The sequence below is a fragment of the Aggregatibacter aphrophilus ATCC 33389 genome, assembly GCF_900636915.1.
Lineage (GTDB): Bacteria > Pseudomonadota > Gammaproteobacteria > Enterobacterales > Pasteurellaceae > Aggregatibacter > Aggregatibacter aphrophilus.
The window spans coordinates 787,171-812,360 of record NZ_LR134327.1; the positions used below are offsets into that span (position 1 = coordinate 787,171).

General features: G+C 42.6%; 21 protein-coding genes and 1 pseudogene. 1 reads left to right on the forward strand and 21 read right to left on the reverse strand.

The window, feature by feature from the left end:
- Positions 1-7 precede the first annotated feature (7 nt).
- The 4 genes and pseudogenes from EL144_RS11510 to htpG form a co-directional block, all read right to left on the reverse strand.
- Positions 8-868, reverse strand: a pseudogene (locus EL144_RS11510) (TonB-dependent receptor domain-containing protein); the annotation flags it as partial.
- Between the two features lie 15 nt (positions 869-883).
- Positions 884-1,963 (reverse strand): TonB-dependent receptor plug domain-containing protein, encoded by a 1,080-nt coding sequence (locus EL144_RS11515; protein ID WP_005704229.1) that lies wholly within the window; start codon positions 1,961-1,963, stop codon positions 884-886.
- Positions 1,964-2,261: 298 nt separating this feature from the next.
- Positions 2,262-2,606: an ArsC family reductase gene (locus EL144_RS03855; protein WP_005704232.1), complete on the reverse strand. Its 345-nt coding sequence runs from the start codon at positions 2,604-2,606 to the stop codon at positions 2,262-2,264.
- An 83-nt stretch (positions 2,607-2,689) separates the two neighbouring features.
- A complete protein-coding gene (htpG, locus tag EL144_RS03860; RefSeq protein ID WP_005704233.1) occupies positions 2,690-4,573 on the reverse strand; it encodes a molecular chaperone HtpG in 1,884 nt (627 codons plus the stop codon).
- Positions 4,574-4,807: 234 nt separating this feature from the next.
- On the opposite strand from htpG, the gene EL144_RS03865 reads away from it, so the two are divergent.
- Positions 4,808-5,443 (forward strand): tellurite resistance TerB family protein, encoded by a 636-nt coding sequence (locus tag EL144_RS03865; protein WP_005704234.1) that lies wholly within the window; start codon positions 4,808-4,810, stop codon positions 5,441-5,443.
- 64 nt (positions 5,444-5,507) lie between these two features.
- On the opposite strand, the gene EL144_RS03870 is transcribed toward EL144_RS03865, so the two are convergent.
- The 17 genes from EL144_RS03870 to mraZ form a co-directional block, all read right to left on the reverse strand.
- The gene (locus EL144_RS03870) at positions 5,508-6,671 is read right to left on the reverse strand and encodes a chorismate mutase (protein WP_005704235.1); all 1,164 of its coding nucleotides are present in this window, start codon (positions 6,669-6,671) and stop codon (positions 5,508-5,510) included.
- Between the two features lie 378 nt (positions 6,672-7,049).
- On the reverse strand, positions 7,050-7,967 hold the full coding sequence (lpxC, locus tag EL144_RS03875; RefSeq protein WP_050332845.1) for a UDP-3-O-acyl-N-acetylglucosamine deacetylase: 918 nt from the start codon (positions 7,965-7,967) through the stop codon (positions 7,050-7,052).
- A 43-nt stretch (positions 7,968-8,010) separates the two neighbouring features.
- A complete protein-coding gene (ftsZ, locus tag EL144_RS03880; RefSeq protein WP_005704238.1) occupies positions 8,011-9,294 on the reverse strand; it encodes a cell division protein FtsZ in 1,284 nt (427 codons plus the stop codon).
- An 83-nt stretch (positions 9,295-9,377) separates the two neighbouring features.
- The gene (gene ftsA, locus EL144_RS03885) at positions 9,378-10,658 is read right to left on the reverse strand and encodes a cell division protein FtsA (protein ID WP_005704239.1); all 1,281 of its coding nucleotides are present in this window, start codon (positions 10,656-10,658) and stop codon (positions 9,378-9,380) included.
- A gap of 21 nt (positions 10,659-10,679) precedes the next feature.
- Positions 10,680-11,447, reverse strand: coding sequence for a cell division protein FtsQ/DivIB (locus tag EL144_RS03890; protein ID WP_032995268.1), 768 nt, complete (start codon positions 11,445-11,447; stop codon positions 10,680-10,682).
- Positions 11,444-12,373, reverse strand: coding sequence for a D-alanine--D-alanine ligase (locus tag EL144_RS03895; protein WP_032995269.1), 930 nt, complete (start codon positions 12,371-12,373; stop codon positions 11,444-11,446). Before EL144_RS03895 ends, EL144_RS03890 begins: the two co-directional genes overlap by 4 nt.
- Positions 12,374-12,389: 16 nt before the next feature.
- Positions 12,390-13,820, reverse strand: a complete 1,431-nt coding sequence (gene murC, locus EL144_RS03900) for a UDP-N-acetylmuramate--L-alanine ligase (RefSeq protein WP_005704243.1) — start codon at positions 13,818-13,820, stop codon at positions 12,390-12,392.
- Between the two features lie 61 nt (positions 13,821-13,881).
- Entirely contained in the window at positions 13,882-14,946 is a 1,065-nt protein-coding gene (murG, locus tag EL144_RS03905) for an undecaprenyldiphospho-muramoylpentapeptide beta-N-acetylglucosaminyltransferase (protein ID WP_005704244.1), read from the reverse strand.
- Positions 14,947-14,985: 39 nt separating this feature from the next.
- A complete protein-coding gene (ftsW, locus tag EL144_RS03910; RefSeq protein ID WP_005704245.1) occupies positions 14,986-16,176 on the reverse strand; it encodes a putative lipid II flippase FtsW in 1,191 nt (396 codons plus the stop codon).
- A 13-nt stretch (positions 16,177-16,189) separates the two neighbouring features.
- Positions 16,190-17,506 carry a UDP-N-acetylmuramoyl-L-alanine--D-glutamate ligase gene (murD, locus tag EL144_RS03915; protein WP_005704246.1) on the reverse strand — a complete coding sequence of 439 codons (1,317 nt, stop codon included), beginning with the start codon at positions 17,504-17,506 and terminating at the stop codon, positions 16,190-16,192.
- Positions 17,507-17,545: 39 nt separating this feature from the next.
- On the reverse strand, positions 17,546-18,631 hold the full coding sequence (gene mraY, locus EL144_RS03920) for a phospho-N-acetylmuramoyl-pentapeptide-transferase (RefSeq protein WP_005704247.1): 1,086 nt from the start codon (positions 18,629-18,631) through the stop codon (positions 17,546-17,548).
- Complete coding sequence (gene murF, locus EL144_RS03925) at positions 18,625-20,004, reverse strand: UDP-N-acetylmuramoyl-tripeptide--D-alanyl-D-alanine ligase (protein WP_005704248.1); 1,380 nt, start codon at positions 20,002-20,004, stop codon at positions 18,625-18,627. The genes mraY and murF overlap by 7 nt, the downstream gene beginning before the upstream one ends.
- Positions 20,005-20,011: 7 nt before the next feature.
- A complete protein-coding gene (gene murE, locus EL144_RS03930; RefSeq protein WP_005704249.1) occupies positions 20,012-21,478 on the reverse strand; it encodes a UDP-N-acetylmuramoyl-L-alanyl-D-glutamate--2,6-diaminopimelate ligase in 1,467 nt (488 codons plus the stop codon).
- A gap of 17 nt (positions 21,479-21,495) precedes the next feature.
- Entirely contained in the window at positions 21,496-23,319 is a 1,824-nt protein-coding gene (gene ftsI / locus EL144_RS03935; protein WP_050332849.1) for a peptidoglycan glycosyltransferase FtsI, read from the reverse strand.
- Positions 23,320-23,336: 17 nt separating this feature from the next.
- Entirely contained in the window at positions 23,337-23,654 is a 318-nt protein-coding gene (gene ftsL, locus EL144_RS03940) for a cell division protein FtsL (RefSeq protein WP_005704251.1), read from the reverse strand.
- Positions 23,654-24,622, reverse strand: coding sequence for a 16S rRNA (cytosine(1402)-N(4))-methyltransferase RsmH (gene rsmH, locus EL144_RS03945; protein ID WP_050332851.1), 969 nt, complete (start codon positions 24,620-24,622; stop codon positions 23,654-23,656). The genes ftsL and rsmH overlap by 1 nt, the downstream gene beginning before the upstream one ends.
- Positions 24,623-24,731: 109 nt before the next feature.
- Positions 24,732-25,190, reverse strand: a complete 459-nt coding sequence (gene mraZ / locus EL144_RS03950; protein WP_050332852.1) for a division/cell wall cluster transcriptional repressor MraZ — start codon at positions 25,188-25,190, stop codon at positions 24,732-24,734.

Consider the following 25,190-nt stretch of genomic DNA (forward strand, 5'->3'; position numbering starts at 1 on the left):
TGCAACATCAAAATTGCACTTGTAGCCGCATCCAATATTGACGGCCCGGTTCATTCACCCGTGTGGTTTGTACTCCGGCAGAAGGATCGGCGCCTTTGCTGACGAATTCGGCATAGGATTTATCAAAGAGATTATTAATACCGCCCTGTAAAGTCACATATTTGTTAATCTTCCATCCTGCGTTTAAAGACAATGTGCCAAATCCCGCTGATGGACTAATGTCTTGCCCGACAATATTACCTTGCCCTTCGGCATAACGTTTTTGGGCGGAAACCAAACGCCATAAAAGACCTGCGCTCAAGGTGTCGTTATCCCAAGTTAATGAGTTTTTCCATTCTAACGGAGGAGTTTGAGCCAGCGGGCGATCATCGGTACGGTTTTTACCGTAGGTGTAAGCTAGGCTACTACCAATTTCCCAGTGTTCGGCAAATTTCCATTTACCTTCAACCTCACCGCCTAAACGGGTCGCTTTCACATTTCGGGCTGTCACATTGTTATTTATGCGTTCTAACATAATAAAATTATGTACATCACTGCCAAAAAGCGAGACGGAAAGATCAAAAGCATCATTTTTCCAAATCAGTCCCGTATCAATTTGACGGTTCTGTTCTTTATTCAACACTTGGCTTACACGACGCTCCCAATAATCCGGCGCACGCTCGGCAACACCAAGACCGGCATAATATTTAATGCCATTGATTTCTTCTTCCCAACGGAAGAAACCCGCGTGTAAATCATAGGTGCGTTTTTTATTCGGATGATTTGCCATTAAGGTGTCGTATTCCGCCTTCACTTCATCATAACGATAACCTGCTATGAACTTACGGCTATCATTAACCGTCCATGCCCCTTCTGCAAATCCGCCCCATTGGGTAAAGTTTTGTTACGGCTGATAAGGTTTATGCGTATAGCCTTCACCGCGAATTTCCATGCGAGCAAGGTGTTTGTCACGCATATAATCAATTCCGGTCTGCAAATTAATATCCGGCCAATCAAAGGTCGCTTTTAAGTGTCCGGTATTTGTTTCACGTTTTGGATTCATTGCTTTTTTGACTTGGCTTCCCATCATGCGCAAATAACGCAGGCTGTAAGTATCCATCACATGATCGATCTTGCTTTGACCGTAGCGCAACTCAAGCTCGCTAAACCATGGCGCAATATTACGTTGCACAAAACGAACATTCCATGCATCGCGGTCAAATTTGCTACCGTCCATCATACGATCCGCATAAGCCGCTTCACCACGGCTACGCTCATAGGTTCCTGTCAGCAATGTATTTTCTGTCGGAGTAAGGCCAAGTTGTAACATTTGGTTACGGCGTTCAAAAGAAGAATGAATGCGATTACCGTCGCCATCTTTGTAATTGCCTGCTTCATTATGTGACACACTGGTACGTAAATAACCATATTTGCCACCGGCCATCGCATCAAAATAAGCATTACGACGTTTATTCCCACCAAGGGTTACGCTGCCGTTTAAATAAGTGTTTTGCGTATCAAATTCAGGTTCTTTCCGCACAAAACGCACCGCGCCTGCAACCAACCCCGTCCCTTGTGTCACCGTTTGCGGTCCTTTGGTCACCACTACTTCATCATAAGCCGATGGGAAAATATACGCCGTTGGCGGATCCATTCGGTTACTACAACCGCCGTGAATAAATTGGTCATCTGCCTGAATACTCAAACGGGAGCCACCCAATCCCCTAAATAAGGGATCACCGGAACTCCCGCCTTTACGAATCACACTCATATTTGCAACGGATTGCAATAAATCCGCACCATCACCTGCCGGCAAAGGTTGAAGCGTCGTTTTAGGGTTAAGTTTTACCGTATTCGCACTCTTTTGTGACACACCGGTCACAACAATCGGGTCAAGTGAGGTGGTAGATTGAGGCTCCTCCGCAAAAGCATTGGATAAAAAGAACGGAAGAGGAAGGAGGGCCAAATAAGATTTGTTATTCATAAGCAATCCTTTGTTTCTTTAATTAACGGGAATGGATTACAAAATCCAAGCATATTAAATATTCCAAACAACTAAGCTACATGAAACATTTATCACATCAATAATGGATGTCTGTAACAATACAGTAACAAATCTTATTCCCATTAATGGCAAAAAGCAAGGCGCGAAAATGCCTGCAAAAATGACCGCACTTTCGCCAAGTAAATCACCACAATACAAAAGCAAGCGACAATGCCGAAATCAAAACAATAATAACGAAGGCTATAAATGGGTCAAAATAGACTTTTTCCGATTCATATTATTTAAACGCGGCTTCATACTCTTTTGCATCAAAACCAATTAACGTTTTGCCGTCCTGCAAAATAATCGGGCGTTTAATCAGTGTAGGATTCTCGGCAAGCACAGAAAGTGCGGTGGATTTTGACAACGTTTTTTTCACGTCCTCGTGGAGATTGCGCCAAGTCGTGCTACGTTTATTGACCAAGTTTTCCCAACCGAATTGCGCTTCCGCTTGCTGTAAAAAAGCATTATCTAAACCGTCCACTCGATAATCATGGAGTTTATGTTCGATGTTGTGATCCGCAAGCCATTTCAACGCTTTCTTCACGGTGTCACAGTTTTTAATGCCGTAAACGGTAATCATATTTTCACCTCAAAAAAATAAAAAATCCTCAATCTTATTCAGACTGAGGATTTTAACCATTACATTAATCAATCACAAATAGATTAACCCAATAACTTATTGATGCGCTTAATGAACGCCGCCGGATTTTCTAACGAACCGCGCTCTGCAAGCATGGCTTGCTCTAGCAACAATTCTACCCAATCAGCAAATTCCGCTTCATCGGCAATGTCAGCCACCTTTTTCACCAAGTGATGTTCCGGATTTAATTCAAATGTGTATTTCACTTCCGGTACGGGTTGACCTGCCGCAGCAAAAAGTTTTGCCATTTGCGTGGTCATTTGGTCATTACCGGTGGAAACTACTGCCGGTGTATCCGTTAAACGGTGAGTTAAGCGTACTTCTTTCACGCGTTCGCCCAGCAAGGTTTTTACGCGTTCAATAAAGCTATCAAAAGCTTTATCTTGTTCTTTTTGTACTTCGTTTTCTTCTTTATCCGCCAAATCACCTAAATCCAAACCCGCTTTCGTAATAGTTTGGAGCGCTTTGCCGTTAAACTCGGTTAAATAACTTAACATCCATTCGTCAATACGATCGGAAAGCAATAAGACTTCAATGCCTTTTTTATTGAACAATTCCAAGTGTGGGCTGTTTTTGGCCGCCACATAGCTGTCTGCCGTAATGTAATAAATGGCTTTTTGCCCTTCTTTCATGCGGGCAACATAGTCTTCTAATGACACAGTTTGTTCACTGCTGTCGTTGTGGGTAGAGGCAAAACGCAATAATTTCGCAATGGTTTCTTTATTGCCAAAATCTTCCGCTGGGCCTTCTTTTAGCACTAAACCAAATTCTTTCCAGAACTGCTGATATTTGTCGGCATCCTCTTTCGCCAATTTCTCTAACATTTGCAACGAACGTTTGGTTAACGCTTTACGTAACGCCGCCGTGGTTTTGTTGTCCTGCAAAATTTCACGGGACACATTTAACGGTAAGTCATTGCTGTCGATTAAACCACGCATAAAACGCAGATAATTCGGCATGAATTGCTCCGCATCATCCATAATAAACACGCGTTGTACATAGAGTTTCAAGCCGTGTTTGTGTTCACGGTTGAATAAATCCCAAGGCGCTTTCGACGGCACATAAAGCAAACTGGTGTACTCTTGGTTACCTTCCACTTTGTTGTGCGCCCACAATAACGGATCCGCAAAATCATGGCTTAAATGTTTATAAAATTCCTTATATTCTTCATCGGAAATGTCGTTTTTAGAACGAGTCCAAAGGGCATCCGATTTATTGATTTTTTCCCATTTCTCACCGGTTTCTTTGCCTTCGTCATCATATTCTTTGGTGAGCATTTCTACCGGCAAACCGATATGATCAGAATATTTGCCGATAATGTCACGCAAGCGCCATTCGTTTAAGAATTCTTTTTCGTCCTCGCGTAAATGTAAAATAACGTCAGTACCACGGGATTTTTTCTCAATATCTGCCACGGAATACTCGCCTTCCCCGGCAGATTCCCAAAGCACGCCTTTATCAGTTGCCTCACCTGCCGCACGGGTTTTCACTGTCACTTTATCGGCAACGATAAACGCCGAATAGAAACCCACACCGAATTGACCGATAAGCTGACTGTCTTTCGCTTGATCTTGCCCAAGTGCGGTCAAAAATTCTTTTGTTCCGGATTTGGCAATTGTGCCCAAATGATCGATCACTTGTTCACGAGTCATCCCAATCCCGTTATCGCTGATGGTAAGCGTGCCTTTATCCGCATCAAAACTAACACGCACGCGTAATTCGCCGTCACCTTCATATAAAGCCGGATTAGAAAGGGCGTTGAAACGCAATTTATCCGCCGCATCGGAGGCATTTGAAATCAGCTCACGCAAGAAAATTTCTTTATTGGAATATAAAGAATGAATCATTAATTGGAGAAGTTGTTTGACTTCCGATTGGAAGCCACGGGTTTCTTGATTTGTACTCATATTCTTCCTACTTATGTTGAATAAATTGAAAACGTTATGGATATAAGTGCGGAAGGTGAAATTTCAAGAGTAGGAAAGAAGAAAAGTGCGGTGGTTTTTGACAACGTTTTTTTGTGGTGGCTATACCAATGCCCCTAAGGAATATATAAATGTGCCTATAAATAATTTCGGGAATTTTTTTGTTCTTCATTTGTCTATAAACAGAATATTTACTCACTAACATAAGGAAACTTTATGGACTTCAACAATCTATTTAATCAAGTGGTCGATCTTGCGAAAAAATCCGCCGGTCGTTTAGAAACCAGAAATTCTACTGTGGATACGATTACTAAAGTCGGTGGCGGCGCAGCGCTCACCGGGATTTTATCTATGATCCTAGGCCGTTCCGGCGGTGCCAGTTTAACTAAATTAGGTTCTTTGGCAATTTTAGGTAATATGGCTTACCAGGCCTACCAAAACTATCAAAAAAGCCAACAAACCGCCCAACCGGAAATTACCAAAAATGAATTTGATGTGTTAAATTCCGCCGATAATGGTGACGCAAGTGCGATTATTTTACGCACAATGATTGCGGCAGCCGCTTCTGATGGTGAAATTAGCGAGGATGAAAAAGCATTAATTTTAAAAGAAAGTGGCGATTCTGAATTAACCCAATGGCTTGCTCAAGAAATAGAACATCCGATTAGTGTTGCCGAAATTGCAAAAACAGTTGGAAATGACACCGCACTTGCGGCAAACGTGTATTTGGCAGCCCGCTTAGTTTGCCAACAGTTGTCCCGCAAAGAAATCATTTTCTTATCGGAACTCGCCAAAGCCCTTGGCTTGGATGATCAGTTGGTGGAACAGTTGGAACAACAAGCCGGTTTCTAATTTCTATAAAAAGAAAAAACGAGGCATTATCCATAGGGTAATGCCTCGTTTGTTTTGGCTTAAATTATGCTGAAATTTTAGTTGGTTTCACAATTTCACTAGGATAACAACCTAAAATTTTCAGGTAGTTGCTGAATTGTTGTAACTCGTCCAACGCTGCCTGTGTATCAGGATGATGAATATTGGCTTCGATTTCCAAATAAAACATTTCTTCCCAAGGCTTGCCATAAATCGGACGTGACTCCAATTTTGTCATGTTGATATTGTGTTTTTTAAACACCAACAACGCATCTACCAAGGATCCGGCCTGTTGCCCCGTACTCATTAACAACAGTGTTTTTGCATGAATTTGCGGAGAAACATTATGCGGTTCTTTCGCAATTACAATAAAACGGGTGATATTGTTTTCTTGATTAGCAATATTACGTTTCAGCACTTTCAAACCATATAACTTGCCGCCATCTTCATTGCCCAATGCGGCAATATTCGGTTTATTCAACCCGGCAACCAATTGCATGGCGTGAGAACTACTTTCACAATATTCAATATGCACGCGTTCTAAACCATGAATAAATTGACTACATTGCTGTATCACTTGCGGATGACTATATAGCGTATCAATTTTACTTAAATCATCCTGATCATTCACCAAAACGCAGTGTTGAATAGGGTAAGCCAATTCGCCTACTAGAAACAAATCGGTGTGCTGCAACAAGTCATAAACTTCGTTAATGGCACCGGATGTGGTGTTTTCCAACGGGAGAACACCATAATCGGCCTCGCCACTTTGCACTTTTGCAAAAACTTGTTCAAAACTGGCGCAGCTCATTTCCACCAATTCTTCTTGGTAACGGGTGGCATAATTACGCGCGGCCAAATGAGAATAAGAGCCGCGCTTGCCTAAAAATGCAATATGAATATTCTGTTCACGCTGTTCATTCAGTTTTTTCTGCAAATAAACTTGTTGCGTCAACACAGAATCTTCAATGATTTTTTGGAAAATTGACGTAATGTATTGCGGTTCAAGTTGATAATTCTCATTTTGGGCAAATTGCACCAACTCTTGTAACAGCTGTTCTTCACGCACAGCATCACGCAACGGCTTCTGTGTAATTTCTTTACTACGCACCACATCAAACGCTAGGCGATGACGTTCGGAAAGCAGCTTCAACAAACTGCGATCAATTTGGGTAATTTGCTGTCGAATTTCACTTAAATCCAATGACATAACTTTTCCTTTATTTGAATACTACAGCGTCTTTCGGTTCAAATTTAATAGCGTCAATCGGCGAATTATCACTAAAGAATTGGAATAAAAATGAGTTTTAAATCCTTCCCCTCAAATGTCTTGCAAGTAACGGCATCAACAATAACATCACTTGCCGCAAAAGTCACATTGGATAAGCTTAATAGAAATAGAAAGAAGAATTTTTTCATTTGGTTTTCTCTATTAGGTTATGGATTATCGGTATTCATTAAATCGAAAAACAAACAAAAACATTTTAATTTCTAACCGCACTTTTTTATAAGCCGCACTGATAAAATGCCTTTTAAAGGATAAAAAAAGCTATATTTCATTGAAATATAGCTTTTAAGAAAATATTTTTTAAATCAAAACTTGGGCCGGTGCAACATAACCTTGTGGCACTTGTCGCTTGTCATCAAAGGTAACGAACTCCCAAGCCTCCTGATTTGCCAACACAGATCTTAACAGCTTGTTGTTTAAACCATGCCCTGATTTGTAGGCTTTGAAATCACCAATGATGTTATAACCACACATATATAAATCACCGATAGCATCTAACATTTTGTGACGAACTAATTCGTCTTTAAAACGCAAGCCGTCTTCATTTAAAATACGATAATCATCAAGCACAATGGCATTATCCAAACTACCGCCTAAAGCCAAACCTTGAGATTGAAGATATTCGATATCTTTCATAAAACCAAAGGTTCTGGCGCGACTAATTTGCTGAACAAAGGCCTGTGCAGAAAAATCCATCACATAATTACGCACATCTTTGTTAATGGCCGGATGATTAAAATCAATGGTAAAGTTCAAACGGAAACCATTATAAGGGGAAAACTCCGCCCACTTATCACCATCCTCTACGCGTACTTTTTGTTTAATACGAACAAATTTCTTCGGTGCATTTTGCTCTTCAATGCCCGCATCAAGTAATAAATAAATAAACGGACTTGCACTACCATCCATAATTGGAATTTCCGGCGCATCCACTTCAACAATAATATTGTCAATACCTAAACCAGCTAACGCCGCGTTTAGATGCTCAACAGTTGAAATGCGTACACCTTCTTCGTTCACTAAGCAAGTACAAAGCATGGTATCACGCACTGAATTTGCATTGGCTGGGAATGTCACCGGCGGGTTTAAGTCAGTACGACAATAAACTACACCGGTATTCGGCATTGCCGGACGCAAAATTAGGGTAACTTTGTTTCCACTATGCAAACCGACACCGGTCACTTTAATACTTTTTTTTAAAGTTCTTTGCTTAATCATAATTTTTCTCTTAACTTATTGTTATACAACAAGATAATTCTTTTTATTTGTCATTATTGCGCATAAAATCACGCACATTAAACAGCGAATCAACATTTGCAGGAACTGGTTTTTCTACAGGCTGTGCACTTTGATTATGGTTAGATAAATTATTCACATCTTGTGGAGCATGACCATAACTTGTTGTTCTAGTTCCCAACCCACCGAAAGAAGTATTAATAGGTTGAAGACCCGGCTGTACTGTTGTTTGTGTTGTTTGAGGGCGTGGTGGAATTTGAATTTCCGGCGCATCTTCTGGATCACCTATACCTGTTGCAACAATCGTTACTCGAATTTCATCTACCATATCAGGAACTAAGGTTGTACCAATTACCACCGTTGCTTCTTCAGAAGCAAAAGCCTTAATGGTATCACCCACAGCATAGAATTCCGCTAAACCTAAATCCATACCAGCCGTAATATTTACCAACACACCTTTCGCACCGGATAAATCAACACGTTCTAATAAATCACTTTTCACTGCGATTTTAGCCGCATCTTCTGCACGACCTTCCCCTGGAGAACCTAGAGCAGAACCAAAACCGATCATCGCTTGCCCCATTTCGGACATAACAGTACGCACATCGGCAAAGTCCACATTGATTAGCCCCGGAGAAGTAATCATATCGGAAATACCGGTAACAGAATTACGCAACACATCATTTGCAGCAGAAAATGCCTGCATCAATGTTGCATTCTTTGGCATTACTTTCGCTAATTGTTCATTTGGAATAATAATAAGGGAATCCACATGTTTAGATAACTCTTTAATTCCCATTTCTGCGAACATCATCCGTTTCTTACCTTCAAATGCAAATGGCTTAGTTACCACAGCAACGGTAAGAATACCTAATTCTTTAGCAATTTGGGCAACTATCGGCGCAGCCCCAGTACCAGTACCACCGCCCATACCGGCTGCGATGAATACCATGTCGGCCCCTTCCAACATTTGACGAATAGCATCTTGATCATCTTCGGCAGCTTTACGACCAACATTTGGATTTGCACCAGCCCCTAATCCTTTGGTGGTATTGGCACCAATTTGAACAGTTTGTTGAACTTGGCTCTTGCGCAATGCCTGAGCATCGGTATTGATAGCGTAGAAGATGATTTTACCGTGTTCATCGGTACTCATCATTGTTTCATCTACCAAAGTACCGTCAATATTGTCTCTAACCATAGTCGCAACCATATGGTTCACAGCATTACCACCGCCGCCACCAACGCCTACGACTTTAATCAGCGCGCCATTCATTTCACCAAGATCATAATCCACCGGTTCAAACATACTTATTCTCCGTCAATGCCGACACATTATCAGCATATATTAAAACCCAAATTGTTCATATTGTAGATGAAAAATTAAAATTCTCAAAATTCCGACCGCACTTTATTAAAAATTTTTTTCACCACGTTGCCGCAAGCACTTAAAAATCCGCCACCAGAATGTTCCTCATTTATTGGACCTTCATCTTCATTACTATGTTCATATTGTAATAATCCAATGACTGTTGCATACTGTGGTTTATTTACATAATCCGTTAGACCGGTAATATTTAATGGACTACCAACACGCACTTGAGCATGAGTACCAAATACTTCGGCGGCACATTCTTTTAAGTCTTCAATTTGTGCACCACCGCCGGTAATCACAATTCCAGCAATAAGTTCACATTTCATATTTTTAGAATCTAAGTCAGCTTTTAAGTAAAGTAGTTCATTTTTTACTAAACCTAATAATTCTTTATAACGGGCAGAAGTAACTATTGAAAGCTGATCTCGGGTTAATGTACGCGGACCGCGCCCCCCGATACTGGACACTTCAATTTTTTTATCGGCATGATGTTTTGGTGGGCTAAATGCGCTACCATGATTGACTTTAATGCTTTCAGCCTCCATTCGTGAGGTAGCACAAGCATAGGCAATATCATCGGTAACACGATTACCGGCATAAGGGATAACCTTACTAAAACGCAATGCGCCGTTAATATACACCATAATGTCCATGGTACCGGCACCGAAATCGATTAAGCATACGCCCAAATCTTTTTCATCTTCAGTCAATACGGAATAACTTGAGGCTAAACCGGAAAATACAATTTTATCTACTTTTAATTTGCAACGTTCTACTGCTTTTTTCAAATTGTTTAGCCAATCTTGGTGGCAGGCAATTAAATGGGTTTGCGCTTTTAAACGCACGCCTTGCAAACCAAGCGGGTTTTTAATATTCATTTGTTTATCAACGGCAAATTCTTGTGGAATGATATGTAATAAAGACAGGCCTTCCGGCATTTTCACCGAGCTGGCTGTATGAATAGCGGAATCAATTTCGTCTTGTGTGACCTCACCTTCGGCAATCGGCACAAAGCCATTTTCATTTAAACTTTGAATATGCTCACCTGTGATGGCTAGGGTTACGCTCATAATACGACAATCAGCTACCGATTCGGCAGCTTCAATTGCACGTTGAATAGAAGTTACCACCGCATTTAAATCGGTAATACTCCCTTTATCAATACCTTTTGAGGGGCAACTGCCAACACCAAGCACATTTACCACACCATCAGGCAACACTTCCCCCACCACGGCAACAACTTTCGATGTACCGACTTCTAATCCTACAATAGTCTTTGATTCCACAATTTTAGACATTTTTTACTTCACTATTAATATTTAATTAACATCCACCATACCCACCGAAGCACCGGAGGCGTAACGTAAATCAACATAAGATAATTTCTTATTTTCAGGAATTTCAATCTGCGGATAAATAGTGACAAAACGATCGAGTTTAGTTTTCCAGTCGCCTCGCCCAAGTTTTAATACCACATCATTATCTAATACCACTTGCCATGCACCACGCGCATCAATAGCAACAGCTTTCAAATTCAAGCCTTTTTGTTTTAAATCGGCATAAATTCTATTCCATGCATCAAGCACTTTCTCACTTTGGAAATCAGGGCCTGCTAGACGAGGCAGGTGAGTTTCTTTTAATCGACTCATAGGTAATTGAAAAACCACGCCATCATCAGAGAGAAAATCACTTTCATTCCAAATCGCAACCGGTTTATATTCTGTGACCCAAATGCTTAATTTATTCGGCCACATTTTTCGTACAACAGCGCCTTTTACCCAAGGCATTGTCTCAATTTGCTCACGAATAATATCTGCATCCTGTCCGAAAAAACCTTTTAAGTCGCCCATTTTTAATAAAACATCTCGTACATCCGCATCAGTAGTAAAATTTGGTGTTCCGACTAAAGCAAATGCACTAATAGGCTTACTATCTAATTTTTCTAGGAAACTTTGCCAATTTGAATAAGAATAGAACAATATGCCAACGCATAATAGCACAAGTAATAATTTAATTTGCACAAAAACTTTTGATTTTGGCTCACCATATCTTATATTTTGTGTTGTTTTGCGTCTTAGTAAATTCATTCCGCACTCAACTCTAAAATTTTCTCAACCAGTTGCTCAAAAGAATAGCCGACGGTTGCTGCAGATTTTGGGAATAAGCTGTGACTGGTCATGCCCGGGTTAGTGTTGACTTCCACCAAACGGAACTTCCCTTCAGCATCGGCCATCACGTCAATACGGCTCCAACCACGACACCCGACCACATCATAGGCCTGTTTCACCAAACGACGTAATTCCTGCTCACGCGCTTCGGTTAAGCCGGCTGGGCAAAAATATTGTGTATTATCGGAAATATATTTTGCATTATAATCATAGAACTCGCCTTCCGGCACGATTTTAATGGAAGGCAACACTTCGCCATCCAACACCGGGACGGTGAATTCATCACCGGCAAGCCACTCTTCGATAAGTACTGTGCGATCAAATTTAAGCGCAAAATCCACCGCACTCTCTAACTCTTCAACGGTTTTCACTTTCGTTAAACCGACACTTGAACCTTCCAAAGAAGGTTTAACCATCAACGGCAAACCTAGCTTTTTGACCACAGCTATCGGGTTTAAGTTTATTCTATTTTCCGTAGTGACAATTTCCATCTCTGCCACCGGCAATCCAAAGGCCTTCCACAACATTTTAGTACGCATTTTATCCATGGTTAACGCTGACGCCATTACGCCACAACCGGTGTACGGAAGCTCAATTTGCTCCAATAACCCTTGCATCGTGCCATCTTCTCCACCGCGACCGTGTAAAATATTAAATACGCGATCAAACCCTTGTTCTTTTAATGTCGCTACCGGAAATGTTTTCGGATCAATCGGATGGGCATCATAGCCCTGTTTGCGTAACGCCTCTAATACTGCGTTGCCGGAATTTAACGAAACCTCACGTTCTGCCGATGTACCGCCAAGTAATACGGCAATCTTTTCTTGCTTTAATGTTTTACTCATTTTGTTATCCACTTACTTATTCTTTCATCCAACGTTCTACTAACTGGCGTGAAAGTTTGCTCACGCTACCGGCGCCTTGCGCCAAAATTAAATCGCCATCTTGAATAATTTGATCGAGCACGTCACCTAATTGTGCCGTATCCGATACCAAAATCGGATCCACTTTACCCAAATTACGAATCGAACGACACAACGCCTTACTGTCCGCACCTACAATTGGCGACTCACCTGCCGGGTACACATCCAACATAATTAAGGCATCGACTTGTGACAACACTTGCACAAAATCATCAAATAAATCCCGAGTACGAGAATAACGATGTGGTTGAAAAATCATCACAACGCGCTTATTTTCCCAACCTTGGCGTGCTGCCTGAATAGTCACGCCGACCTCGGTCGGATGGTGACCATAATCGTCCACCAGCATTACTTTACCGTTCGGACGGATAAATTGTCCTAACTGATCGAAACGACGCCCTGCTCCTTGGAAATCCGCCAATGCGGCTAAAATTGCTTCGTTTTTAATGCCTTCTTCTTTCGCCACCACTAACGCTGCCGTAGCATTTAAGGCATTATGGCGTCCAGGCACATTTAATAGTACATCAATGCGTTCGCCATTCGGACAAATCACTGTGTAATGCCCTTGGAAACCGGTTTGTTGATAATCTTCAATACGATAATCAGCATTCTCGCTGAAACCATAAGTAATCACCTGACGCCCGACTTGTGGCACCAAACTCATTAAATCAGCATCATCGGCACACAACACCGCCAAACCATAAAATGGTAAATTATGTAAGAAATTCACATAGGTTTGCTTCATTTCATCGAAATCACCGTGATAGGTATCCATATGATCCGGCTCAATATTGGTCACAATAGAAATCATCGGTTGCAAGTGCAAGAAAGAGGCGTCGCTTTCATCCGCTTCGGCAATTAAATAACGACTACAGCCCAAATGAGCGTTAGTTCCCGCCGACTTGACCAAGCCGCCATTAACAAAGGTTGGATCCAACCCGGCTTGTGCATAAATCATAGACACCATCGCCGTAGTGGTCGTTTTACCATGCGTACCGGCAACAGCGATCCCGTGACGAAAACGCATTAATTCTGCCAACATTTGGGCACGTTGGATTACCGGAATACGGGCTTTTTTGGCAGCCATCACTTCCGGGTTATCCCCATGAATCGCGGAAGAAATCACCACCACGCTGGCACCAATGATATTTTCTGCGCTATGTCCAATAAACACCTTCGCACCGGCTTTAGTCAAACGCTGAGTCACGGCGCTCTCAGCAATATCCGAGCCGGAAATGCAATACCCTTCGTTCAATAAAATTTCCGCGATGCCACACATTCCCGCGCCACCAATACCGATAAAATGAATTTGTTTCACACGGCGCATTTCCGGAATGATGTTTCTAATCTGTTGATGATAATTGTCCATTGATATTTTCCCTTTTACTCGGCCGTTAAAAAACATTTGAAAAAACGACCGCACTTTTCGTTTAATTCGCTACGTCTTCAATAACGTCGGCAACCCGTTTGGCTGATAGTGGTGTTGCCATTTTTTTGGCATTTAATGCCATGGTAAGTAATTTTTCACGCTCTGCCAACAAAGGCGTTAATGCTTGTAATAGACGCTCTTCGGTAAATTCCGGCTGCTCAATAATGACTGCCGCGCCTGCATCCGCTAAATATTTCGCATTCAAAAACTGCTGACGATCTTTATGTTGAAACGGCACGAAAATTGCCGGTGTGCCCACCGCCGCCAATTCGCAGACGGTCAACGCGCCGGAGCGGCAAATGACAATGTCCGCCCACGCGTAGGCTTCCGCCATGTCGTCAATAAATTCGGTGGCAACGCCGTTGTGATTTTCCTGATAAACTTCTTCAATGCCCGCCAAATTGCCTTTGCCGACCTGGTGACGCACATAAATATCCAATCCCTGTGCGGTAAGTTTCACCGCCACCTGCGGCACGGTTTGATTCAGCACGCGTGCCCCTTGGCTACCGCCGACCACTAAAATGCGCAACGTTTTATTACGCGCGGCAAAACGCTGTTGAGGCGCTTCCGTTTGGAATAAATCACGACGCACCGGATTGCCCACCACTTCAGCATCAGGAAAAGCATTCGGAAATGCCTGTAATACACGAGTCGCAATTTTTGACAACCAGTGGTTGGTTAGTCCCGCAATAGCATTTTGTTCATGTAAGACTACCGGCACGCCACAAAGTTTTGCGGCAATACCCCCCGGTCCGGATACATACCCCCCCATGCCTAATACGGCGTTAGGTTGATATTGTTTGATGATTCGGCGCGCCTGACACACCGCACGTAAAATCGCAAAAGGCGCGAATAATAAACTCTTGATGCCCTTGCCACGCAAACCTGAAATTTGGATAAATTCAATGGGAATACCGTGTTTTGGTACTAGTTGGGCTTCCATGCGATCTTTGGTGCCTAACCAACGGATTTCCCAGCCGTGTTGTTGTAGTTCTTGTGCAACGGCAATGGCAGGAAAAACATGTCCACCTGTTCCGCCTGCCATCACTAATAATTTTTTACCCATATCTTTTCTCTAAAAACACTAAAAAAAACGACCGCACTTTTAATCATCCCGCAATCGTGCTTGACCACCACGCATTAAGCGGTTTTCATGATCAATGCGTAGCAACATTCCAACAGTGATGGACATAATGATAATACTGGAGCCACCATAACTGATAAGCGGAAAAGTCAAACCTTTGGTTGGTAACATCCCCAGTGCCATACCTAGGTTGACGAAACCTTGGAAGAAAATCCAAAAACTGATACCGAAGGCTAAAAAGCCTTTGAAGCGCTGTTCCAAAATTAAAGATTCACGCCCGATTTTCATGGCACGGAAGACTAATAAGCCGAGTAAAATAATGATGATAAAAATGCCAAAAAAACCAAACTCTTCACCTACAATTGCCATCACGAAGTCAGTATGCGCTTCCGGCAAATATTCCAGTTTCAACACGGAATTACCTAACCCCTCGCCGAAAAAGCCGCCACGTCCGAATGCCATGAGGGAGTTGGATAATTGAAAGCCTGTACCGTAAGGGTCCTTAAACGGATCCATAAAACCGGTAATACGTTTCAGACGATAAGCGGAAGACAGCACCAACCACACAAACATCAGCACGCCGACACCAATTAAACCGATAAACTGCCAGAAGTTGGCGCCCACGATGAATAATAAACCAAAGGTAATGATAAATAATACAACGGTACTGCCCAGGTCAGGTTGTACTAAAAGGAAACACCCCATTAATCCCATTACCATAAAAGGCTTAAATGCACTTAATTTGCGACTGCGTACTTCGTCGTAGCGACGGGTGAAATAACTGGCGAGAAAACAGGTTAACGCTAATTTGGCAAATTCTGCAGGTTGGAAATTGAATAAAACCATCGGGATCCAACGGCGCGCACCATTCACCTCTCGTCCGATACCGGGAATCATCACAAGAAAAAGCAAAATCAACGCAATCCCAAATAATCTCACGTGCCATTTTTCCCATTTTTCCATGGAAATTTGTAAGGTGAAATAACAGGTGATGCAGGAAAGTATAATGTAAACCACATCTCGCTTGGCAAAATAAAAAGCATCACTATACAAACGGGTACCCACCGGAATGGATGCAGATGATACTGCCAATAAACCGATTAATAGCAATACTAAATACAGCCAAAGCAACGCGCGGTCATACAACGAACTGTTTGGCGTGACTGTGGTTGCTTGCAAACTACTCTCTTTAAACTTATCCCAAAATCCCATGTATTTTCCTAATCTAACCTAACGACGAGCTTAATTGCGCCAAACGCGTAAATTCGTCACCACGCGCTTCAAAACAAGGGAATTGATCTAAGCTGGCACACGCCGGAGATAACAATACCATGTCCCCTGCTTGTAACTGCGGACGAATTGCCGCAATGGCTTGTTCCATGGTGTCAAATAATTGGCTTTGTGGCGAAAGTGCGGCTAACTGTTTACCATCCTGCCCAAAGCAATAACAAAAAATATGCGGTTGATTAATTAATGTCGCCAATTCAGAAAAATCTGCGCCTTTTCCATCACCGCCAAGCAATAAATGCAATTTCCCCTTCACCTGCAAACCGGTTAAGGCCGCAACAGTGCTTCCCACATTGGTCGCTTTAGAATCGTTAATCCAGCGTACACCATTTACCATGTGCGCCAATTGGAAACGATGATCCAACCCACCAAACTCACGAAGTGCGGTCTGAATTCCCGATAAATTTACACCCGCAGCCTGTGCCAAAGCTATCGCAGCCAATGCGTTCATATAATTATGACGTCCGCTTAGTTTCATTTCATCAATGGTCAAAATGGACTCATTACACGCCATTAAATAAGTGTGGTGTCCATCGGTTTTTAACCAATAATCCGCGTTATTTTGCGCAAAAGAGACTTGTTGTTGCGGACGTTGTGTTGTCGGCAACGTTAAAGCATCTTCCCCGTTAATGACGGCAGTTTGACAATGATCGTAAATTTTAAGTTTGGCGTGGCGATAATCCTGTAAATCGACATAGCGGTTCATGTGATCTTCGGTGACATTTAACACCGTTGCCGCCACGGCTTTGAGAGAATAAGTGGTTTCTAATTGAAAACTGGAAAGCTCTAACACATACAAATCATGTTGTTGATTTAACAAAGAAAGCGCCGGAATACCGATGTTACCGCCCATCCCCACGCTTAATCCGCCGGCTTTTGCCATCTCCGCAACTAATGTGGTCACAGTACTTTTGCCGTTCGAACCGGTAATCGCCACAATCGGTTTATCCGCTTCACGGCAGAATAATTCAATGTCACCCACCACTTCGACGCCCGCTTGAAGTGCGGTCTGAATTTCAGGTGTTTTTACCGCAAGCCCCGGACTGATAACAATCAAATCACTTTCCAACAGCCATTGTTGATTTAAGCTACCCGTATGCAACGGAATTTCTTTGCTTAATTGATCGGCACCTGTCGGCTGTTGGCGGGTATCAATCACTCGCACATCCGCCTGTTTGGCACGTAAAAAATCCACACAAGACAATCCCGTCTTGCCTAAACCGATCACGGTGACTTTTTTATTTTGATATTGCATTGAAATTCTCTCTCAAAAACGACCGCTCTTTGATTCGGCTTAACGCAGTTTTAAGGTGACCAAACCGATTAATACGAGCATTAATGAAATGATCCAAAAGCGCACGATAACACGCGGTTCCGGCCAGCCTTTTTTCTCAAAATGATGATGAATCGGCGCCATTAAAAAAATGCGTTGTTTGTTGCGTAATTTATAGGAGCCCACTTGAAGAATGACTGACAGGGTTTCCATCACAAACACCCCACCCATGATGAGCAATAAAAATTCCTGACGTACTAACACGGCAATCACGCCTAAAGCGCCACCTAAAGCCAACGAGCCCACATCGCCCATAAAAACTTGCGCAGGATAAGTGTTAAACCATAAGAACCCTAAGCCGGCACCCACAATAGCGGTACAGAATACGACTAATTCGGCACTAAATTTAATATACGGAATGTGTAAATATTCGGCGAAGTTGACGTTACCGGTTGCCCATGCCACCAAAGCAAATGCGCCGGCAACCAACACTGTCGGCATAATAGCCAGACCATCTAAACCATCGGTGAAATTCACCGCATTACTGGATCCCACGATCACGAAATATGACAGCACAATATAAAAGACACCAAGTTGCGGCATAAATTCTTTAAAGAATGGCACCACTAAACGGGTCGCGTCCGTATCTTTGCCCATGGCATACATCCCGAAAATCGCCACTAACGCCACTACGGACAACCAAAAATATTTCCAACGAGCCACTAAGCCATCCGTGTTTTTACGGGTAATTTTGCGGTAATCATCTACAAAACCCACGGTGCCGTAACCGAATAATACGAATAAACTAAACCAAACGTATGGATTTGCCAAATCCGCCCATAACAACGTGCTGACGCCGATGGCGAATAAAATCATCATACCGCCCATGGTTGGCGTACCTGTTTTCGCGAAATGGCTTTCCGGCCCGTCATTTCGTACAACCTGACCAAACTTCAACATTTGTAGGCGACGAATCACCTTGGGACCAATCCACAAAGAAAGCAAAAGTGCGGTTAATAGCGCCAAAATAGCGCGCACGGTGATGTAAGAAATAACGTGAAAATTAGAATAATATTTGGTTAAAAACTCTGCGATCCAAACTAACATAGGAAACTATCCTTCAATAAATCGATCACGTTTTCCATTTTCATACTGCGTGATCCTTTCACCAAAACAACGACTTTTTGTTCTGTTACTTGTTGTTTAATTACGGAGATTAAATAATTTGCCAACTCAGTTTTATCCGTAAAATGTTTGCCCGAATTGACCGCACTTATCACTTCCGACGCATGGCCACAAGAAAGCACCAAATCTAATTTGGCGGCGTGCGCAAAATCGGCCACCTCTTGGTGACAAAGCTGCGTATTATCGCCCAATTCCGCCATATCACCAACAACAAAGACGCGAAATGCCGGATATTTTTGCAACTCAGAAATAGCGGATTTCATAGAGCCTACGTTAGCGTTGTAGGTATCATCTAAGAGTAAGAGATTTTCACAAGGCTCAATTGGGAACAAGCGCCCTTTCACTTGGGATTTCATCGCCAAGCCGTTTTGTACATCCTGCAAACTCGCACCGACATTCATTGCCAATGCAGTTGCCGCCAAGGCATTGCTGACATTATGTTCACCCAAATAAGAAGAATGAATTTGAATACTGCCTTTTGGCGTATGTAAAAGAAAAGAAGCACCCTGCTCGGAAAATACAATGTTTTCAGCATAATAATCGGCTTGCGGATTATCGTAAGCAAAATATTGCACCGAATGGTCACCGATTTCTGCCTGCCATTTTTGTTGATAATTATGGGTGAGATTAATAATTGCAGTGCCGTTTGAGGTTAGTCCACGGTAAATTTCGCCTTTGGCGGTTGCTACGCCGTCAAGAGAACCAAATCCTTCCAAATGTGCCGCCGCCACGTTATTCACCAACGCGACATCAGGTTGCGCCAAGGCGGTGGTATAAGCAATTTCACCGATATGATTCGCTCCAAGTTCAATGACGGCAAATTTATGTTGTTCCGTTAAGCGTAATAATGTGAGCGGCACGCCGATGTCATTGTTGAAGTTGCCGTGGGTAAATAAAACATCGTCAAAATCCACCGCACTTTGCTGCAAAATGGCAGCCGTCATTTCTTTTACAGTGGTCTTGCCGGAAGAGCCTGTCATAGCAACGGTTTTCGGATTAATCTTTTTGCGTAACCATTTAGCCAGTTGTCCGAGCGCTAAACGGGTGTCTTTTACCACTAACTGCGCGATCGAAGCGTTTGTTTGGCGTTCCACTACGGCGGCAATACAACCTTGTTCAGCAGCTTTATCTAAATAATGATGGGCATCAAAATGTTCGCCTTTTAAGGCAAAGAACAAACCTTTCGAGATGGATTGGCGGCTGTCAGTGCTGACGTTTTCTACCGTAAGTGCGCCGTCGCCAAGTAATTGAGCATCTAAAATAGAAGCAAGTTGAGAAAGAGATAATGTAATCATGTTATTTTTAGTGAGATAAATAGTGTCGGGCTACTTCTTGGTCGGAAAAATGGTGCTTGGTTTTGCCGATAATTTGATAATCTTCATGACCTTTACCGGCAATTAAAATAACGTCATTTTCCACCGCACTTTTAATCGCCGTAGCAATGGCTTCTTCACGTTGATGTATCACTTGCACCGCTTGCGGATTAATGAAACCTTTCAAAATATCCGCCATGATTTGGGTATGATCTTCCGTACGCGGATTGTCATCCGTCGCAATCACGTGATCAGATAATTTTTCCGCAATACCTGCCATTAACGGACGTTTACCGCGATCACGATCACCTCCACAACCAAAAATACACCAAAGTTTGCCATGGCAATGCAACCGTGCTGCCTGTAAGGCTTTTTCTAAAGCATCCGGTGTGTGAGCATAATCTACGATGACAGTGGGTTTATGAGTTGCCGTCAACATTTCCATACGACCGCATACACCGTTGAGTTTATTTACGCTGTTCACCAATTCACTTAAAGAATAACCCAAGGTTAACAACGTAGCTGTCACCAATAATAGATTGCTGACATTAAACGCGCCGATTAAAGCACTGTGTAATTCGCCATCCCCCCATGAAGATGCAAACTTGATCACCGCACCTTTATGATGAAAACGCACATCAACCGCTTTTAACCACTGTGTTTGCTGAGGTGAAAAGTCAGGATTGGTACTCACGGCAACAGCATTCGGTAATTCCCTCAACCACGCTACACCTGTCGGGTCATCAGCATCAATAATTTGGTGGCGACTATCTAATTCGGTGAATAACCGTTTTTTGGCTGCCGCATAATTTTCCATGTAGTGATGATAATCAAGATGATCTCGACTTAAATTAGTAAATACTACCGCACTGAAGTGTAATGCTTCTACACGATGTTGCACCAAACCATGAGATGATACTTCAATGGCGGCAAAATCAGCTCCTTGAGCGACAAAGTCGGCAAGCGAGGCTTGGATCTCTACCGCAGAACCTGTGGTATTGGTAGCCTCTTTTATTTGACCGAATAAGCCATTCCCAATCGTCCCCATTACGGCAGAGTTATGGCCTAATAACTGAGTCCATTGGGCTAATAATTGTGCTGTTGTGGTTTTACCGTTGGTGCCGGTAACACCGACTAAGGTAAGGCGTTTGGAGGGCGATTGGTAAAATACATCCGCCAAACGCGAGAGATTTTCACTTAATTGATAAAAAGCAACCAAAGGAACATTTTGTTCGTAATGAATTTGCAAATGCTGTTGGGCAGAATCGGCTTCAAAAATGACCGCACTTGCGCCGTTCTGTAAGGCTTGCGGGATATATTGGCGACCATCGGTTTGATGACCTTTAATCGCAATAAAAAGACAGCCGGCCTTTGCAGTTCGGCTGTCTAGTGTCATGTGGATAAGATTGACGTCTCCTTCAATATCAATCCCTAAAAGGTGGGTTAATCGGTGCATGATTTAATCTCATCAAATTAGTTTACGCCGCTAGGTTTCTTATCACTCAGACGAACCGTACGTCTTGCAGTCTTGTCTTGCTCAACACCATCAGGCGCAACATTATTGGTTCGCAAGGCATAACTCATAATGCTGGAGAAGACCGGTGCAGAAATCGCACCACCATAATATTGGCCAGCTTTCGGATCGTTAATTAAAACCACTAAGGCATAACGAGGATCGCTAACTGGTGCAATACCGGCAGTATAAGCCACATATTTATCGACGTAACGACCGTTTTCCAATTTTTTCGCTGTACCGGTTTTAATACCAACACGATATCCTTCCACCAATGCACGGCCATTTTTAATCGCCACTTTTTCCATCATATTCACAACTTCACGTGTCATTTTTTCGGAGAAGACACGATTACCAATCACTGGTGGATCCACTTTAGTGATGGAAAGCGGACGATAAATTCCAAAGCTACCGAGTGTCACATAAGCGCGGGCAATTTGTAACGGAGTTGCATTCAAACCATAACCATAGGCAACGTTAGCACGCTCAATGTCTGACCAACGGGCACGATGTGCATTTAACAAACCGGACTGTTCGCCAATTAATCCTAAATCGGTCGGCTTGCCTAATCCGGCACTTTGATAAGTATCCATCAAAGCACTTGGTGGCATACGCAAGGCCAAGCGGCTTACACCACGGTTACTGGAGTTTTCTAAAATACCGTCCAAACTTAATCTGTCACGTGGCGCCACGTCTTTAACTTCATGGCCATTTAAAATTAACGGTCCGGTGTTAATAATTTCATCACGGCGTACAGCACCGCGTTCAAGTGCGGTTAAAACGACAAACGGTTTTACCGTAGAACCTGGCTCGAAAGTATCCGTAATGGCGCGGTTACGCGTTAATTCAGACTTCACGCCAGTACGGTTATTCGGGTTATAAGAAGGCGCATTCGCCATAGCCAACACTTCACCGGTACGCACATCCACCAATACGGCAGTGCCGGATTCGGCTTTGTTTTCCGCCACAGCTTTCTTAATTTCACGATACATCATGGACTGTAATTTTTCGTCGATACTCAAGGTGACATCTTGCGCATCGTATTTTTTCACATCCGAAATATTCTCCACGATGTTGCCGAATTTATCCTTACGATAAGTTAATGAACCGGATTTACCGACTAACATGGAATCAAAACTCTTTTCGATGCCTTCGATACCAGAACCATCAATATTGGTATAACCGATTAAATGAGCGGTCTCCTCTACGCGCGGGTAAAAACGACGAGCCTCCGATTTTAAAACGATACCGGTAATTTTTAAATCTTTAACATACTGTGCGAGTGTTGGTGAAATTTGGCGAGATAAATACACAAAACGTGATTTTGGGTCTTTTTCCACTCGCTTAACTAAATTGCCGTAAGAAATTCCCAAAGCTTCCGCCAGTTTTTGCCAGCGCTCTTTGTCTTTTAAGGAGTTTTCATCAAAGATAAATTTCGGATCTGCCACCACAGAATACATTGGTACGCTGACGGACAAAAGTTGACCGTTACGATCCAAAATAGAACCGCGCACGAACTGAATTTCTTGTTTGCGTAAAGAACGTTTATCCGCTTCATCTATTAATGAATCAGCATTCACGATTTGCACATATGCAGCTTGGGTAACAAGAGCGATTAATCCCATAAAAATCAAGCTTAAGGCTGAAATATAACGGGCTTTCAAAAAACTCTTTTCATAGACAATCTTCGGTTTATTTGGTTTTACCGCAGAACCGCTATGAGATAAGCTTTTTGTTGTTTTTTTCGGTTTAATCGGTTTGACTGATTTATTAAACTTGACCATATTAATCACCTTCCATGCTACTCAAGAATAACAACTTCTTGTTCGGGTGTTGCACGTTGCATGCCTAATTGTTTGGCAATTGCTTCAATTCTCGTATTATCACTTAATGTCGCTTCTTCTAATTTTAAATTTAAAAATTCATTTTCAAGCGCTTGGTGCTGCAAGACCAAATCCCCTTTTTCCGCCACCAAGCCACGGGTTTGGTGTGTAATCCAAACCGTGCCGAGAGCACTGATGGTAATGGCCAATAGCAAGAGCAACACTAACTTATTGGAAGTAAATAAATCTTCCATAATGATCTCTTGTAACGGGAATCTGTCGTTATTTTCCAACATCAGTTCAATCTCTCCGCAACACGTAATACGGCACTTCTAGCACGCGGATTTTGGGCAATTTCCGCATCCGTAGGCATAATTGCCTTACCAATAACTTTTAAAGTTTGATTACGTTGAATTTGGTCTTCACGCAAAGGCAACCCTTTTGGAATCTCCCTACCTTGACTTTGCTTGCGCATGAAATGCTTTACCATGCGATCTTCCAATGAATGAAAGCTAATCACAGACAAACGTCCTGCCGGAGCCAACACAGTTAATGCGGATTGCAACACTTTTTCCAATTCATCCAATTCGGCATTAATAAAAATACGAATAGCTTGAAAACTGCGGGTCGCCGGGTGTTTGTGTTTATCTTTGAACGGCACGGTATGTGCAATTAATTCGGCAAGTTGCAAGGTACGGGTTAAAAATTCATTGCCATTTTGCACCGCACTTTTATTGTAATCGACGATAGCTTTGGCAATTTTTTTGGCAAAACGCTCTTCCCCAAAGGTTTTTAACACCCATGCTAAATCTTGTTCGGAAACTTGTTGCAACCATTCAGCAGCAGATATGCCTTTACTGTCATCCATTCGCATATCCAATGGGCCGTCTTTCATGAAACTGAAACCGCGCGCTGCATCATCTAATTGCGGAGAAGATACGCCGAGATCAAGCAAAATACCGTCAATTTTGCCAACTAACCCCCGTTTTTCACAAATTGATAAGATTTCCGAAAATGTGTTGTGTTCAATCTGAAAACGTGGGTCTTGAATTTTTTGGGCTTCCGCTACAGCCTTAGGATCACGATCGATAGCAATTAATTTGCCATTAGCGGATAATTTGGAGAGGATCAAGCGGGAATGTCCGCCACGACCGAATGTACCATCAATGTAAATACCATTTTCTTTCAATGCCAAACCGTCAACGGTTTCATGTAACAAAACCGTTGAATGCTCAACTGACGAAAAGGCATTTAAATGAGTCATAAATCATTACCAATGGTACACAAAAATTGCAATGTAAAATAAAGAGAAGATAGAGCGGCGTAACCGCCGCTTATCTTTTGCTAGTGCTGCTGTTCGGTGAGTTTTACTCTTATAGTGACAGCGTTTTTAATTTTTCCGATAGCGCAAATGTATCTGTTGCGCCCAGTGCCATATCTTGTTCCACTTGGGCTTGCCATTCAGCATCACTCCAAATTTCAAACTTATTAAGTTGCCCAACCAACATAATGGATTTTTCCAATTTGGCATGTTGGCGTAGCGGACCACTAATTAAAATTCGACCGGCATTATCTAATTCACACTCAGTTGCGTATCCCAACATTACCCGTTGTAGGCTGCGTTGTACGGGATCGAAGTTGGAGAGCTCAAGCAGCTTTTGTTCAATGACCTCCCACTCTTTGAGAGGGTAAAGCAATAAACAAGGTTGACGAATATCTACGGTACAAACCATTTGCCCTTGATTTTGTTCCAAAAGCTCGGCGCGATAGCGGGTTGGGATAGCAAGCCTACCCTTCGCATCTAAATGGACTGCCGAAGCTCCACGAAACAT